Source organism: Flavobacterium sp. RHBU_24 (assembly GCF_046613695.1).
Classification (GTDB): Bacteria; Bacteroidota; Bacteroidia; order Flavobacteriales; family Flavobacteriaceae; genus Flavobacterium.
This window is the reverse complement of sequence record NZ_JBKJHD010000001.1, coordinates 286,648-301,680: the sequence shown is the minus strand read 5'-3', so window position 1 is coordinate 301,680 and position 15,033 is coordinate 286,648. Positions and strand designations below refer to the sequence as shown.

Here is a 15,033-nt window from a genome sequence, read left to right as displayed (position 1 = left end):
AAAATTCAACATTTAAAATAGAAAATATAGATTAAAAGAAAGATGGAGATTAGTCACGCACATCAGGAAATAAACATAACACCTGCCTTACAGGCCAGGATTGATGAGCTATTAAGCCACTACCCTGCCGATAAGCGCAAGAGCGCCCTGCTGCCCATACTGCATGAGGTTCAGGACGCGCACGATAACTGGCTGAGCATACCGCTACAGGACAAAGTTGCCGAGATCATTGGCATCAAACCTATTGAGGTATATGAAGTGGTAACGTTTTATACCATGTATAACTCTAAGCCCATCGGCAAGTTCATGTTTGAGTTTTGCCGTACATCATGTTGTGCAACGCGTGGCGCCGAAAACCTGATGGACTATACCTGCAATAAGCTGGGCGTTAAAGAAGGCGAAATAACGCCCGACGGAATGTTTCAGGTGGTGGGCGTTGAGTGCCTTGGCGCATGCGGCTACGCCCCTATGCTGCAAATAGGTGACTATTACCGCGAAAACCTTAATCCGGAGAAGGTGGACCAACTGATTGAGGACTGCCGCGCGGGAAAAGTAGATTTACATAAACTGACCATTACGCAATAACAATGGGACAAAAGATATTATTAGAGCACGCTAACGTACCGGGTATAAAAACCTACGAAGTGTACCGCCAGCACGGTGGTTACCGCTCTGTGGAAAAAGCGCTGAAAAGCATGACGCCGGACGAGGTGGTGGAAGAAGTTAAAACCAGTGGCCTTCGCGGGCGTGGTGGCGCGGGTTTCCCTACCGGGATGAAATGGAGCTTTATCGACAAGAAATCGGGTAAGCCAAGGCACCTTGTGTGTAATGCCGATGAGAGTGAACCGGGCACGTTTAAAGACCGTTACCTTATGGAGTACATTCCCCACCTTTTGATTGAGGGCATGATTACTTCAAGCTATGCTTTGGGCTGTAACCAAAGTTACATCTACATCCGTGGCGAATACATGTGGGTATACCGCATCCTTGAAAATGCAATTAAAGAAGCCTATGCCGCAGGTTGGCTGGGTAAAAATATATTAGGTACCGGTTGGGATCTTGACCTTGCCGTACACTGTGGCGCAGGCGCCTACATTTGTGGTGAAGAAACCGCCCTTATCGAGTCGCTTGAAGGCAAAAGGGGCAACCCGCGCATCAAGCCGCCATTCCCGGCAGTAAGTGGCCTTTGGGCCAACCCTACTGTGGTAAACAATGTAGAATCTATAGCCGTGGTGCCGTGGATTGTAAACAACACTGGTGCCGAATATGCTAAAATTGGCATTGGCCGCAGTACAGGTACAAAATTAATATCAGCATCAGGGCACTGTAAAAACCCGGGTGTATACGAAATAGAATTAGGCTTAAGTGTTGATGAGTTTATGAATTCTGATCAATATTTGGGCGGCATGATGGACGACCGTCCGCTTAAGGCGCTAATACCTGGAGGCTCTTCGGTGCCTATCTTACCGGCGCACCTTATCTTTAAAAATGCCGAGGGCGGCGACAGGCTCATGAGCTATGAGTCGCTGTCGGAAGGTGGCTTTGCTTCAGGGTCAATGCTGGGCTCAGGCGGTTTTATCGTGTATAACGATACTACCTGTGTAGTGCGCAACACCTGGAACTTCAGCCGTTTTTACCACCACGAAAGCTGTGGGCAATGCTCACCGTGCCGCGAGGGTACCGGCTGGATGGAAAAAGTGCTGCACCGTATAGAGAACGGCCACGGCCGCGAGGAAGACATCGACCTGCTGTGGGACATTCAGCGTAAGATAGAGGGCAACACCATTTGCCCGCTGGGCGACGCGGCAGCTTGGCCGGTAGCGGCAGCCATACGCCACTTTAGGGACGAGTTTGAATACCATGTGCGCTTCCCAGAAAAAATAAAAAACCGCGACCACTTTGTTGCCGAGCCTTTTGAACAGGTAAAGCATTTGGTAGCGAGGCAACCCGTAATTTAGTCATAACGTTGAAAAGTTGAAAGTCGTAAAGCCATTGGCGGTACGCGTTTCTAAAAATATAGTTTGTAAAGTTTTGATCAGCGCGCCGGAGGCAACCTGAAACCTGAAACTTTAAACTTTCAAACAAAAAAGAATAATGAAAGTAACAATAGACGGCCAGGAAATAGACGTAGAACCGGGGACCACCATCCTGCAGGCTGCGCGCAAAATAGGCGGCGAAAGCGTTCCGCCAGCCATGTGCTACTACAGTAAACTTAAAGGGAGCGGCGGTAAATGCCGTTGCTGCCTCGTAGAGGTAAGCAAAGGCAGCGAGGCCGACCCAAGGCCAATGCCCAAGCTTATGGCATCATGCGTTACCGGCTGTATGGACGGTATGGAAGTAAAAAGCATTTCTTCTGAAAGGGTTGTGGATGCACGTAAAAGTGTAACTGAATTCCTCTTGATAAATCACCCACTGGACTGCCCCGTGTGCGACCAGGCCGGTGAGTGCGACCTGCAAAACCTTAGCTTTAAGCACGGCGCCGCAAAAACGCGCTTTATTGAAGAGAAACGTACTTTTGAGCCGGAAAACATAGGCCCGAACATACAACTGCACATGAACCGCTGCATAGTTTGCTACCGCTGTGTAATGACAGCCGACCAGCTTACCGATAACCGTGTGCATGGCGTGCTGAACCGCGGCGACCATTCGCAAATATCAACGGCGATTTCTAAAGCTATTGATAACGAGTTTAGTGGTAATATGATCGATGTGTGCCCTGTGGGTGCACTTACTGATAAAACGTTCAGGTTTAAGCAAAGGGTATGGTTCAACAAGCCGTATAACGCGCACCGTAACTGTACCAAATGCTGCGGCAAGACGACGCTGTGGATGTTTGGTAACGAAATTCAGCGTGTTACTGCCCGTAAGGACGAGTACCACGAGGTAGAAGAATTCATTTGTAACGAATGCCGCTTTGACCATAAAGAGGTGGCAGACTGGGTAATTGAAGGCCCACGTAAGTTTGAGAAAGATTCGGTTATCAACCAGAACAACTACACCCGCAAGCTGGAGCCCGTACACATAGAAACGGAAAGCCACATATTGCTGGGCCGTGAAAAAGACCGTAAAAAGATAAGTATGCCTGCCATACCGCTAAAACCGGAGGAACAGGAAGTATATAAAAAAGGAAACATATAAAAGTTTCAGGTTTCAAGTTGCCAAGCGCACCGATAACCTGAAACCTGAAACTTGAAACAAACAAAAAGATGGATCAAGCTATTATTATAGAAAAGAGCATTTTTATCGTGGTGATTTTTGCCATTACGATGCTTTTTGCCATGTATGAAACATTAGCGGAGCGTAAGCTGGCTGCGTGGTTCCAGGACCGTATCGGCCCCAACCGCGCCGGCCCGGGTGGTATTATGCAACCCCTTGCCGACGGTTTAAAGCTGTTTGCTAAAGAGGAGTTTTTCCCGAATACGCCTAACCGGTTCCTTTTTGTTATGGGTCCGGCTATCTCTATGAGTACCGCGCTTATTACCAGCGCAGTAATTCCGTGGGGCGACAAACTGCATATTTTTGGCCGCGACGTTATCCTTCAGGCTACCGATATTAACATCGGTATGCTATATGTATTTGGCGTACTGTCTATAGGCGTGTACGGTATCATGATAGGCGGATGGGCATCTAACAACAAATTCTCGCTGATGGGCGCCATGCGCGCCTCATCGCAAATGATATCATACGAAGTTGCCATGGGCCTTGCGCTTATTGCCCTTGTAATGATGGACGGCTCACTGAGCCTGCGCCACATTGCCGAAGGCCAGCACGGCTGGAGGTGGAATATCCTGTACCAACCGGTAGGCTTCCTTATCTTTTTGGTTTGCTCGTTTGCTGAAACTAACCGTACCCCGTTTGACCTTGCCGAGTGTGAGGCCGAGCTGATAGGCGGTTACCACACCGAATATTCGTCAATGAAAATGGGCTTTTACCTGTTTGCGGAATATGCCTCGATGTTTATTTCGTCAACAATACTTGCGGTGCTTTACTTTGGTGCCTACAACTACCCGGGCATGGACTGGGTGGCCGAAAACTGGAATGCTAACTGGGCTGCAGGTATAGGCATAGGCGTGCTGTTTATCAAAATATGCTTCTTCATATTCTTTTATATGTGGATACGCTGGACGATACCGCGCTTCCGTTATGACCAGCTGATGAAACTAGGCTGGAAGATGCTGATACCATTGGCCATTGCCAACATTGTTATCACAGGCCTTATTATACTGATTGCTGACGGTAAGTTTTAATTTTAGAAGTTAGAAAGAACGCCCCCGGGCTAAAGAATACTACAATGTCGATAGAAACAATATCATTATCGGGACGTAAAAAGGAGGTTTCCAATAAAAAGATGACCTTTATGGAAAGCCTGTACCTCGTAGCCATAGCCAAAGGCTTATGGATTACACTGGGCCACCTTTTTACCCGGAAGGTTACTATTAAATACCCTGAAGAAACCCGCGAACTAAGCCCCGTATACCGCGGCCAGCACATGCTGATGCGAGATGACGAAGGCCGTGAGCGCTGTACTGCCTGTGGCCTGTGTGCCCTGAGCTGCCCCGCCGAGGCCATTACCATGAAGGCCGAAGAGCGCAAGCCGGACGAAAAGCACCTGTACCGTGAGGAGAAATATGCTTCTATTTACGAAATTAATATGCTGCGCTGCATTTTTTGCGGCTTGTGTGAGGAAGCCTGCCCTAAACAGGCTATTTACCTTACCAAGAGCCGCGTGATGGTGCCTGCGCAAAGCAACAGGGAAGATTTTATCTTTGGTAAAGACAAGCTCGTAATGCCGCTGGACATGGCTATAAGGAACACTCAAAACCAGGCGAACTAAGATGATCACGTTATTCTACATACTATCGGCCATTACACTGGGTACCGCCCTACTTACTATACTGAGTAAAAACCCCATACACAGCGCCATTTACCTGGTATTGTGCTTTTTTTCTATCGCGGGGCATTACCTTATGTTTAATGCGCAGTTCCTTGCCATAGTGCACATTATTGTATACTCGGGCGCCATCATGATCCTGATGCTCTTTACCATCATGCTCATGAACCTTAATAAAGAAGACGAAAAAAACAAGAACCTGCTGTCGCGCCTTGCCGCGGTGGGCGCCTTTGGCTTACTGGCATTGGTACTTCTTGCCGCATTTATAAAATCAAGGCCGGTTATTACGCAATATGAAAATTCAGGGCAGGATTACCAAAGCATTAAGGTGCTGGGCAAGGTATTGCTAAACCACTATATGGTACCGTTTGAATTTGCGTCGATACTGCTTTTAGTATCTATGATAGGCGCGGTATTGCTATCTAAAAAAGAACACATTAACAGCTAATATGGAAAATATATTACAGCAAATTGGTATCGACAACTATATTTACCTCTCTACCCTGCTCTTTTGCGTGGGCGCTTTCGGGGTACTTTTCAGGAGGAATGCCATCGTAATGTTCATGTCTATCGAGATAATGCTTAATGCCGTAAACCTTTTGCTGGTAGCTTTTTCTACCCTGCACCAGGATGCAGCCGGGCAGGTATTTGTATTTTTCTCTATGGCCGTAGCCGCTGCCGAAGTAGCCGTGGGCCTTGCCATACTGGTAGCTGTATACCGCAACCTGGGCGGCAGTATTGACATTGATAACTTAAAGAACTTAAAAGGATAACGCCCGATGGAGACTAATTTGGCCTTACTACTATTGCTTACGCCCTTTGCAGGCTTCCTTATTAACATTTTCTTCGGGAAAAAATTAGGGCATACCGGCACAGGCTGGCTGGGCACCGCTGCGGTAGCCACCTCTTTTGCAGTTACCCTGTTTTTCTTCCTTCAGATACTGGGCACAAAAGAAGCCTTAATGGTAAACCTTGGGCAGTGGCTTTCGCTGGCTAACTTTACTGTAGATTTCAGCTTCCAGCTCGACCAGCTTTCATTATTGTGGCTGATGTTCGTTACCGGCATTGGTACCCTTATACACATCTACTCGATCAGCTATATGCACGATGATGAAAATGTGCACAAATTCTTCGCTTACCTTAACCTGTTTGTTTTCTTTATGATTACGCTGGTTATGGGCAGCAACCTGCTTATCATGTTTATAGGCTGGGAAGGCGTAGGGCTTTGCTCCTACCTGCTTATCGGTTTCTGGTATAAAACCCAGGAATATAACGATGCCGCTAAAAAAGCATTTATCATGAACCGTATAGGCGACCTCGCTTTCCTTATCGGGATATTTATATTAGCCTACCTGTTCCACACCGTGGAATATACGACTATGCTGAAAATGGTTAATAATGGCTGGATGACCAAATGGGGCACAACGCCAAGAGAGGAACTTTACCCTATGTTCTTCAGCTTAGCCATGCTGTGCCTGTTTATAGGTGCCTGTGGCAAGAGTGCGCAGCTGCCGCTATATACATGGCTTCCTGACGCGATGGCCGGCCCTACCCCGGTATCGGCACTTATACACGCGGCTACCATGGTTACCGCCGGTATCTTTATGGTTACGCGACTAAACTTCCTGTTTAACCTTACTCCTGAAGTACTAGAAGTTATTGCCATAGTGGGTGCCATAACATCGCTTGTAGCAGCAGCTATAGGCCTTGTACAAAATGATATTAAAAAGGTACTGGCCTACTCTACTGTATCGCAACTGGGGCTTATGTTCCTTGCATTAGGCTGTGGCGCTTATGAAGTAGCGGTTTTCCACGTAATAACACACGCTTTCTTTAAGGCATGCCTGTTCCTGGGTTCAGGTTCGGTTATACACGCGCTGCACGGTGAGCAGGACATGCGCAATATGGGCGGCCTGCGTAAGGTGATGAAAATCACATTCGCAACCTTCCTTATCTCATCACTGGCCATATCGGGTATCTTCCCGCTATCGGGCTTTTGGTCTAAAGACGAAATTTTAATGAGCGCCTTTCACCACAGCCCCGTGCTGTGGGCTATAGGCTCATTGGCCTCTGTAATGACGGCATTTTATATGTTCCGACTGGTATACCTTACATTCTACAAAGATTTCCGTGGCACGGAAGAGCAAAAACACCACCTGCACGAGTCGCCGGGGCTGATTACCTTCCCGCTTGTTGTATTGGCAATACTTGCCATGGTGGGCGGTGCGCTTAGCCTGCCGGGACACAGCTGGCTTAACCACTACCTTACCCCTGTAATGGCCAGCCCGGCAGAACACCACGAACTGGGCAGTATGGAGTATATCCTTATGGGTATTGCTACAGTAGGCGCGCTTATAGGTATAGGTATCGCTTACGCCAAATACAACAGTAAAGGCGAAGTGCCTCCGGCAGACGCCGAAATTACCGGCATTACAAATGTGCTGTACCACAAATTTTATGTAGACGAATTTTATACTGCCATAATCGTGAAACCCATTTACTTTATAGGCGGCATATTTAAAAATGTTACCGAAGTGGCCGTTTCGGGATTAGTGTTTGGCCTCGGCTGGCTGGCATCTGCCCTGGGCAGCGAAGGCAGGAACCTTCAAAACGGCAGCATCGGGTTTTACCTGCTGGTATTTGTACTGGGCATTTGTTCAATTTTTGGTTATATATTTATATTCCTGGCAAAATAATTTACTCTGATGGACGTATCATTTATACTGGTTATTTTACTATCTGGCGCTGCGGCTACCTGGCTTGTGGGCGATAAGTGGGCCGCGAGGACGGCGCTTATCTTCAGCGGGCTGGCATTTGCAGCTACACTGTTTATTATTTATCTTTTTACCACAGGACAAGGTTTAATCTTCACATGGGATAACGGGTTCGTATTCACACCGGGCAAAGGTGTAAGCTTTACCCACATCTGGACCAGGACACCACTAATATTTCTTGGCTTCCAGGCAGATCCGCTTTCCCTTACCATGACAGCACTAACCACCGCGCTTACACCGGTTATCGTATATTCATCTTTTGGCAACCTGTTTCCTAAAACACGTGCGTTTTACGCGCTTATCATGTTTATGGCATTTGCCATGGTAGGTACGTTTCTTAGTGTAGACGGTTTTGTGTACTACATCTTCTGGGAACTTTCGCTTATCCCTATTTACTTTATCGCAATGATATGGGGTAGCGGCGATGTTGAAGAACGTAAAAAAGCAATCATCAAGTTTTTTATATACACGTTTGCGGGTTCACTGTTTATGCTCGTGGCGTTCATCTTCTTATACACCCGCGCGCATTCATTCCTTAACCTAAGGCTGTATAATGCACTGCTTACCCTTAATGAGCAGCGCTGGATATTCTGGGCATTCTTTTTAGCGTATGCCATTAAAACACCTATTATACCCTTTCATACCTGGCAGGCAAACACCTACCAAAAGGCTCCCGCTGCCGGTACCATGCTACTTTCTGGTATTATGCTTAAAATGGCCTTGTTCAGCATTGTGCGCTGGCAATTGCCCATTACCCCGCTTGCGGCACACGAATATAAATATATTGTAACGGGGCTTTGTATTGCCGGTGTTATTTACGGCTCTATACTGGCGCTAAAACAAACTAATATAAAGAAATTACTGGCCTACTCCTCTCTTGCCCACGTGGGGCTTATAGCCGCAGGTGTATATACACTTACGCAGGACGGTATTAAAGGCGCGTTCATACAAATGATAGCACACGGCTTTGGCGTAGTGGGGCTTTTCTTTGCCGCCGAGGTAATAGAACGCCGTTACGGCACCCAGGAAATAGCCGGGATGGGCGGCATACGCTCCCAGGCGCCTAAGTTTGCCTCAATGTTCATGATACTGGTGCTGGCCTCTGTGGCACTACCGGGTACATTTAACTTTGTGGGCGAATTTGAATTGCTGTACAGCCTTGCGCAGCTTCACATCTGGTTTGCCATAGTGGGCGGAACTACCATAATACTGGGCGCATTTTATATGTTGAGGATGTTCCAGCAGGCAATGCTGGGCGCAACAAACCCGAAACCCTTTGCCGATGTAACCTTTGGCGAAGGCCTTACCTTTGTGGTAATTATTGCAGTACTTATCGGGTTTGGTATATACCCTAAACCCATATCAGATTTTTTACTGCCCGGAATAAATAAAGTTTTAGTTTACATAAACCGATACAATTAATAATGGAGATTTTAATAGCTATTGCCGGATTAGGTATTTTATGCCTTATAGCTGAAATTTTTAACCTCAGGAAAGCCATAGTCCCCGTTACAATAGTGGGCCTTACTGCCGCGCTTGTTTATGTAGGCTTAAAGATAACCGGCAAATTTGCCGTTTATTTTCCCGGAGCAGGCCTTGACGAAAAAGACTTTTACAACATGTTTGCCACCACCCAGTATGGGCTGGCATTCAGCGGGCTCTTTATACTGCTAGCCATCTTTCTCATCGCGCTGAGCCCGGAATTCCACAAAAACCAAAAACCAAAAATATCTGATTTTGTAGCCATAAAGCTGTTCCTGCTTACCGGTGCCATCTGTATGGTAAGCTTTGGCAACCTGTCTATGTTCTTTTTAGGGATTGAGGTGCTGTCAATAGCTCTATATGTGCTTGCGGCCAGCGAGCCTAAAAACTTAAAAAGCAACGAAGCGGGTATGAAATACTTCCTTATGGGAGCGTTTGCATCGGGCTTTATATTGTTTGGTATCACATTGATATATGGTGCAACAGGCTCATTTGACATGGCTTATATTGCAACGCTTGACCGTATGGAACTTAACAAATGGTTCTCTATAGGTACCTTGCTGCTCAGCATAGGGCTGATGTTTAAAATAGCGGCAGTACCTTTTCACTTTTGGGCACCGGACGTATATGAAGGTTCTCCCGCGCTTACCACGGCTACCATGAGCACGCTTGCTAAAGTAGCTGCAATGGCGGCCTTCTTTAAGCTGATTACCGAACTTAACCCGCACCTGCCCGGATTCCTCACCTCTATAAATGTGGTGGCGGTGCTGAGCATGATAGTGGGTAACCTAATCGCGCTGAAGCAGACCAATGTAAAACGTATGCTTGCCTTTTCGGGTATTTCCCATGCCGGTTACATGATGCTGGCATTCCAGTTCCTTAGTATCACCGCCGCGCAAACAAACCTTTTTTATTACGCCACGGCTTATGCCCTTGCGGGTATTGCGGCTTTTGCAGTAATCCTTACTGTAACCTCATCAAATAAAAACGAAGAAATTTACTCTTTTAACGGCCTTGGTAAAACGCATCCGGCCTTGGCAGCCGTACTTACAGGTTCGCTGCTGTCTATGGCGGGCATACCTATGTTTGCAGGTTTCTTTGGCAAGTTCTTCCTGTTTACCCAGCTGCTTGAAAAAGGCACACTTTCCGCTCAAAGCAGCCAGGCTACGCTAACGCTGATTATTATTGCGGTGATAAGTTCTATAATAAGCGTGGGCTATTACTTTAAGGTAATCCTGGCCATGTATACTAAAGAGCCGGCCGGCGAAGCACCACGGATACCCCTTGCCTACAGCATCGTGGCGTTTTTGGGCATCAGCCTTAATCTGCTGATAGCCGTATGGCCTAACCTTATCTTATCGTTGTTTGCTGCATAGTATTTTAAATAATATATAAAAAAGGGCTGCAATTATATTTTTTGCAGCCCTTTTTATTTTCAGTTACCAGCCTTCTTTGAGGCCGTCCTGTAATGCTTTTGTATAACGTTCGCAATTAAACCGGTACAGGTTTGGTGCTTTGTGTGCACCGCCTTTACGGGTTTCATCCAGCTTATCAAGTATATCATAAGCCATCATCTTGCGGTAAAAGTTACCCCGGTTAAGTGGCCTGCCTAAAATCACTTCATACAATTTTTGCAGTTCGGGCATGGTGAATACCTCGGGCAACAGGTTATATCCTATGGGCTTATAATTAAGTTCGCGCCGCAGGTTTACGAGCGCGTCGTCGAGAATTGTACGATGGTCCATTATCAAATCCGGTATTTCAGTAACGTCCTTCCACTCACAAGCATCAGAAAACGGGTCTACCACCGGGTCTACATGCGTATAATTTACCAGGGCATAAAAACCTGCCGCCACAAAACGCTGTTTGTGCCAAAGCCCGTCGGGGAAGCTGTCAAAAAAATCGCCGCTGCGGCCGCATTTAGAAAACAGCCTGAACTGCTGCAGGTAAATATTATCGGCACCGGTACGCTCCTTTAAAATACGCGAAGCAGCTTCTTCAAGTTCCTCATGCTTGCCTACATAGCCCCCGGGTAACGCCCACTTCACAATACTCTTCATCTTAACCAGCAACACCTTAAGGCTTGCCTCATGAAACCCAAACACCACACAATCGATAGAAAGGTGCGGCAGGTACTGTTCATAGGCTTTTTCGCTGTGGGCTATAATCAGGTCTCTTAGTTCCATTATAACAATACGTTATCATTCGTGTCAAAAATAAGTTTTTTGAATGGTTAAAAAATTATTAAATTCACATTTATGCATCTAAACTTAATCTTATTGAAAAATGTCATCCGAATACCCCATACAATTACGCATAAGAGGCGTTTTTAATAATGATATTTAAAATTTAATTATAATGTGAATTTATTGTTAATATTAACAATAAACTATTATATTTGAAAAACATAAATTGTTCTTACAAGCTCATGTAGCACTTTTTAACAATTAGCACAAAATTTTTATTGCTGCTAATAATTATAAAATTAGTAGTCGATTATACCAAACGAATAAGTTTAAATTGAATATAGGTTAAAATTCCCCGGTTGATATTTTTCAGCCGGGGATTTTTTTACTTCTATTCAACAAGTATTTGTGGCTTTAACTTACCCTATTACCTTATACAACTTATCAGACAATCGTATACGGAACGGCAGGTTAAACGTAACCTTATCGCCGGGTTTTGCGGTGTAGCCGTCTTTGCCGTTTACACGCAGGGCTTCCACCATAAGCTGCTCCTCTCCCGTTGTAGGGCCGGAAATGATAATTTTGTCGCCGGCTTTCAGTTCGCCCTGCGTTATAGTGAACTGGCCCACACCTGCTTTAGGATAGTAGTGTTCGCCATTACCAATTAGTGTTTTGCGTATGCGTGCCCGTACCGGTTTTGCAGCCGTGGCAATAGCTATAGGCGTATCGCTAAGTACACCACTCTGCTTAAATACCAGCTTATCGCTCTTACCTTTACGGAAAATCATGTTGCCCTTCATCACGCCGCGGCGCAGCGCTTTTTGCTCCTCTTCCGGCAGTTGGATAACCGTAAGGCACTCCGGCGAACAGGTGTTGTGCATGCTGCTTTTGCACCCATCACACTGGATGAATAGTAGGTGGCAGGCCTCATTGGCGCAGTTGGTATGGTTGTCGCACGGTTTACCGCACTGGTGGCATTGCGATAATATATCGTCGGTTATGCGTTCGCCCAGGCGGCCGTCAAACACAAAATTTTTACCGATGAATTTGCTTTCCAGGTTTTCCGCTTTTACCTGTCGGGTGTACTCTATAATACCGCCATCAAGCTGGTACACGTTCTTAAAACCCTTGTGCTTAAAGAACGCCGAAGCCTTTTCGCAACGAATGCCGCCGGTGCAGTACATGAGCAGGTTTTTGTCCTCCTTATGGTCGTTAAGCTGTTGTTCTATAATGGGTAACGACTCGCGGAAGGTTTCTACATCCGGCGTTAGCGCCCCACGAAAATGCCCTATCTCACTTTCGTAATGGTTACGGAAATCGACTACGATGGTATTAGGATCTTCCAGCATCTGGTTAAAGTCCGCCGCGCCCAGGTGAATGCCTTTGTTAGTAACGTCAAACGTGGCGTCATCAAGGCCGTCGGCCACAATTTTATCACGCACTTTTATTGTCAGTTTCAGGAACGAAAGGTCGTCGTGTTCCACAGCCACATTCAGCCGGATGTCCTTAAGGAACGGAATGGTATCAAGGTGGTCTTTAAACGCGTAAAAATTATCTGCCGGAAGCGAAAGCTGGGCGTTAATGCCCTCTTTTGCTACATAAATGCGCCCCAGTACCTCAAGCGGGTTCCAGGCCAGGAATAACGAGTCGCGAAATTGTTTTGGGTCGGTAATGTGCGCGTAGGCGTAGAAAGACAGCGTAAGGCGCTGCTTGCCGCTATCTTCAATAAGGGCGGCCCTTTCTTCTGCGCTTAAAGTGTTATACAGTTGCATGCTATCACAGTTTAAGATGAGAAAAAATTACAAGATGTTGTTTTGGCTCCTATTGGCGGAACCGCAGCAAAGGTAGAAAATTTTTTATGCGGGGCAAGGGAGATTTTTTAACAGCATATGGAGTATATTACAATCAATGAGCCAGGATTATGTTTGAGGTGTTGAATTAATTATTTTTATTAAATTATTTTGTTAGCGATACTTTCTTGTTTTAGTGCTTCTTTGTGCTGAGCAATGATTTCACCTAATTTCGCAAATATAGTCTGTATAAAATTTTGACTTTTCGCAACTTTATTCGTTCCGCCCAATGATTGATAAATTTCGTTCACAACAGTAATGTTAGTATTTAGTTGCTCGGGCGGCATCCTATCGACATTAATATTTTTAATTTCGGTAGGGTTGTAAGTGATTTTCTTTAAATATTCTACAACAGTAAACGTTGTGACATGAAATTTTAAATCACCAATAGCGCTTGTTGTTAATTCTGGACGATAAGCTTTTAAAGCAGATTCAACTTTTTTTTGTATTTTAAAAGACTGGAGGTAAATATCTACATCATACTCCCGATTAAATATTCTTAGATATTCTTCATCGTTTTTAATGAGTGTTGAAGGTCTGGCGCGAGAATTATTAGGCTCTTTTAATACTGTAGCAGTAATAATTTGAGACAAGTAAGGTATACTAATAATAGATTCCGCCGGCTTTCCTATGTTCTTATAATAATTTTTTCTTCTATCGTAATAATAGCCTGCAGATAGGAAATAATCTTCAATATTTAGATGTATTTCATCTGTCGCTCTAAGCGATGCTATTGGTACATTTGTCTGACTATTGGTGGCCTTTATTATTTTTAGCCTGGATTTTTCATCCGAGGGCTTGATGACCCGAATCATTATTTTTCTACTGTCGTCAATGGTACCCCCCGAACTAAAATGATTAAATATTTCATGGGAAGATTGTAAACCATTTACAATTTGAGGGTCTTCTATCATAAGAGCTTGACTAGCTAAAGTGGTATTTGTTGTAGTTATAGTTACGCCGTTATTCAACCACCAAAAATCTTCATTATTTGGATTTCTAAGTGTATCAGAAATTGCCTGATTTACTTCTATTCTTCCTTGGTAATCCCTTACATTCGCATCAAAAAAAGCTTTCATTAATTTATCATTCTCTGTAATAAAATGGTAATAATTTGGTAAGCTAACCAAAGCGATATATCCTCCATCTTTAGTATTAATCGGTGTACCTTCAATATTTAAGGCCTTAACTCTAATGGGAGTTTTTCTCGCTAATGTTAATAATTCATTTACTCCAATGAAATTAAATAAAAAATTGCAATCGCTAATGTAAGAATTTATTTCGCTTTTTAAATGAGGTATCTTTCTAGTAACATTTGGGTGCGGAAGATCAGCTAAAGCGGAATAATAATATGTTATGTTTAAGGTCGGAAATTTAGATGCCAAGCGTAAATATGCTCTACGAAAAAGGCTAACTTTTTTGATAAGCTCTTTTTTATACGTTGCCTTTAAACCACTCAGGTCAATTGATAAATTAAGTAAATCTTTCGCTGATGCGATGAACTTATTTATCGCCTCTTCGCTAAACCCTTTAGTGTTTTTTGATTGAATAAAAACTAAATCGACAACTATTTCTTTTTTTAAGCCCGTGTAATCGGTATCTTCTTCAAGTAACTCTCCATTAATAAATGTGTATAACGAGTCAATACCGCCATCATTGCCACCTTCCACAACTCCATCAATCAGCTCTTCATAAGACAAATCGAAATCTTTTAAAATTTGCTCACTTGAAAAAAGATTAAAAAATTCATCATCATCCATTTCTGGTGCGATGTCAATTTTTTTTTGCTTTAAAACTTCTGATAATATGGTTAATTTACTACTGTTCATAAGTGCTGGTTGATTTTAAAT

Annotated in this window: 13 protein-coding genes; 10 read left to right on the top strand and 3 right to left on the bottom strand. The window is 44.7% G+C overall.

Features of this window, described 5'->3' with window-relative positions:
• Window positions 1-42: 42 nt before the first annotated feature.
• The 10 genes from nuoE (at window position 43) to ACLI09_RS01365 (ending at window position 10,523) form a co-directional block, all read left to right on the top strand.
• On the top strand, window positions 43-585 hold the full coding sequence (gene nuoE, locus ACLI09_RS01410; protein WP_411417792.1) for an NADH-quinone oxidoreductase subunit NuoE: 543 nt from the start codon (window positions 43-45) through the stop codon (window positions 583-585).
• A gap of 2 nt (window positions 586-587) precedes the next feature.
• Complete coding sequence (gene nuoF / locus ACLI09_RS01405; RefSeq protein WP_411417791.1) at window positions 588-1,958, top strand: NADH-quinone oxidoreductase subunit NuoF; 1,371 nt, start codon at window positions 588-590, stop codon at window positions 1,956-1,958.
• 136 nt (window positions 1,959-2,094) lie between these two features.
• On the top strand, window positions 2,095-3,138 hold the full coding sequence (locus ACLI09_RS01400) for a 2Fe-2S iron-sulfur cluster-binding protein (protein WP_411417790.1): 1,044 nt from the start codon (window positions 2,095-2,097) through the stop codon (window positions 3,136-3,138).
• 68 nt (window positions 3,139-3,206) lie between these two features.
• Window positions 3,207-4,247 (top strand): NADH-quinone oxidoreductase subunit NuoH, encoded by a 1,041-nt coding sequence (nuoH, locus tag ACLI09_RS01395; RefSeq protein WP_411417789.1) that lies wholly within the window; start codon window positions 3,207-3,209, stop codon window positions 4,245-4,247.
• Between the two features lie 44 nt (window positions 4,248-4,291).
• Complete coding sequence (nuoI, locus tag ACLI09_RS01390; RefSeq protein WP_411417788.1) at window positions 4,292-4,834, top strand: NADH-quinone oxidoreductase subunit NuoI; 543 nt, start codon at window positions 4,292-4,294, stop codon at window positions 4,832-4,834.
• Window position 4,835: 1 nt separating this feature from the next.
• A complete protein-coding gene (locus tag ACLI09_RS01385) occupies window positions 4,836-5,339 on the top strand; it encodes an NADH-quinone oxidoreductase subunit J (RefSeq protein WP_411417787.1) in 504 nt (167 codons plus the stop codon).
• A 1-nt stretch (window position 5,340) separates the two neighbouring features.
• On the top strand, window positions 5,341-5,664 hold the full coding sequence (gene nuoK / locus ACLI09_RS01380) for an NADH-quinone oxidoreductase subunit NuoK (RefSeq protein WP_411417786.1): 324 nt from the start codon (window positions 5,341-5,343) through the stop codon (window positions 5,662-5,664).
• Window positions 5,665-5,670: 6 nt separating this feature from the next.
• The gene (gene nuoL / locus ACLI09_RS01375; protein ID WP_411417785.1) at window positions 5,671-7,587 is read left to right on the top strand and encodes an NADH-quinone oxidoreductase subunit L; all 1,917 of its coding nucleotides are present in this window, start codon (window positions 5,671-5,673) and stop codon (window positions 7,585-7,587) included.
• 9 nt (window positions 7,588-7,596) lie between these two features.
• The gene (locus ACLI09_RS01370; RefSeq protein WP_411417784.1) at window positions 7,597-9,087 is read left to right on the top strand and encodes a complex I subunit 4 family protein; all 1,491 of its coding nucleotides are present in this window, start codon (window positions 7,597-7,599) and stop codon (window positions 9,085-9,087) included.
• Window positions 9,088-9,089: 2 nt separating this feature from the next.
• Complete coding sequence (locus ACLI09_RS01365; protein WP_411417783.1) at window positions 9,090-10,523, top strand: NADH-quinone oxidoreductase subunit N; 1,434 nt, start codon at window positions 9,090-9,092, stop codon at window positions 10,521-10,523.
• 63 nt (window positions 10,524-10,586) lie between these two features.
• Here ACLI09_RS01365 and ACLI09_RS01360 read toward each other — a convergent pair whose 3' ends face one another.
• From ACLI09_RS01360 to ACLI09_RS01350, 3 genes are all read right to left on the bottom strand, one after another.
• Entirely contained in the window at window positions 10,587-11,333 is a 747-nt protein-coding gene (locus tag ACLI09_RS01360) for an NUDIX hydrolase (protein ID WP_411417782.1), read from the bottom strand.
• 419 nt (window positions 11,334-11,752) lie between these two features.
• Window positions 11,753-13,105, bottom strand: coding sequence for a rhodanese-related sulfurtransferase (locus ACLI09_RS01355; RefSeq protein ID WP_411417781.1), 1,353 nt, complete (start codon window positions 13,103-13,105; stop codon window positions 11,753-11,755).
• Window positions 13,106-13,284: 179 nt separating this feature from the next.
• Window positions 13,285-15,012, bottom strand: a complete 1,728-nt coding sequence (locus tag ACLI09_RS01350) for an AIPR family protein (protein ID WP_411417780.1) — start codon at window positions 15,010-15,012, stop codon at window positions 13,285-13,287.
• Between the last annotated feature and the right edge of the window lie 21 nt (window positions 15,013-15,033).

Excerpts from the sequence above, each read along its gene's own strand:
- nuoE (WP_411417792.1), top strand. The coding sequence starts at position 43 with ATGGAGATTAGTCACGCACATCAGGAAATAAACATAACACCTGCCTTA.
- nuoF (WP_411417791.1), top strand. The coding sequence starts at position 588 with ATGGGACAAAAGATATTATTAGAGCACGCTAACGTACCGGGTATAAAA.
- ACLI09_RS01400 (WP_411417790.1), top strand. The coding sequence starts at position 2,095 with ATGAAAGTAACAATAGACGGCCAGGAAATAGACGTAGAACCGGGGACC.
- nuoH (WP_411417789.1), top strand. The coding sequence starts at position 3,207 with ATGGATCAAGCTATTATTATAGAAAAGAGCATTTTTATCGTGGTGATT.
- nuoI (WP_411417788.1), top strand. The coding sequence starts at position 4,292 with ATGTCGATAGAAACAATATCATTATCGGGACGTAAAAAGGAGGTTTCC.
- ACLI09_RS01385 (WP_411417787.1), top strand. The coding sequence starts at position 4,836 with ATGATCACGTTATTCTACATACTATCGGCCATTACACTGGGTACCGCC.
- nuoK (WP_411417786.1), top strand. The coding sequence starts at position 5,341 with ATGGAAAATATATTACAGCAAATTGGTATCGACAACTATATTTACCTC.
- nuoL (WP_411417785.1), top strand. The coding sequence starts at position 5,671 with ATGGAGACTAATTTGGCCTTACTACTATTGCTTACGCCCTTTGCAGGC.
- ACLI09_RS01370 (WP_411417784.1), top strand. The coding sequence starts at position 7,597 with ATGGACGTATCATTTATACTGGTTATTTTACTATCTGGCGCTGCGGCT.
- ACLI09_RS01365 (WP_411417783.1), top strand. The coding sequence starts at position 9,090 with ATGGAGATTTTAATAGCTATTGCCGGATTAGGTATTTTATGCCTTATA.
- ACLI09_RS01360 (WP_411417782.1), bottom strand. The coding sequence starts at position 11,333 with ATGGAACTAAGAGACCTGATTATAGCCCACAGCGAAAAAGCCTATGAA.
- ACLI09_RS01355 (WP_411417781.1), bottom strand. The coding sequence starts at position 13,105 with ATGCAACTGTATAACACTTTAAGCGCAGAAGAAAGGGCCGCCCTTATT.
- ACLI09_RS01350 (WP_411417780.1), bottom strand. The coding sequence starts at position 15,012 with ATGAACAGTAGTAAATTAACCATATTATCAGAAGTTTTAAAGCAAAAA.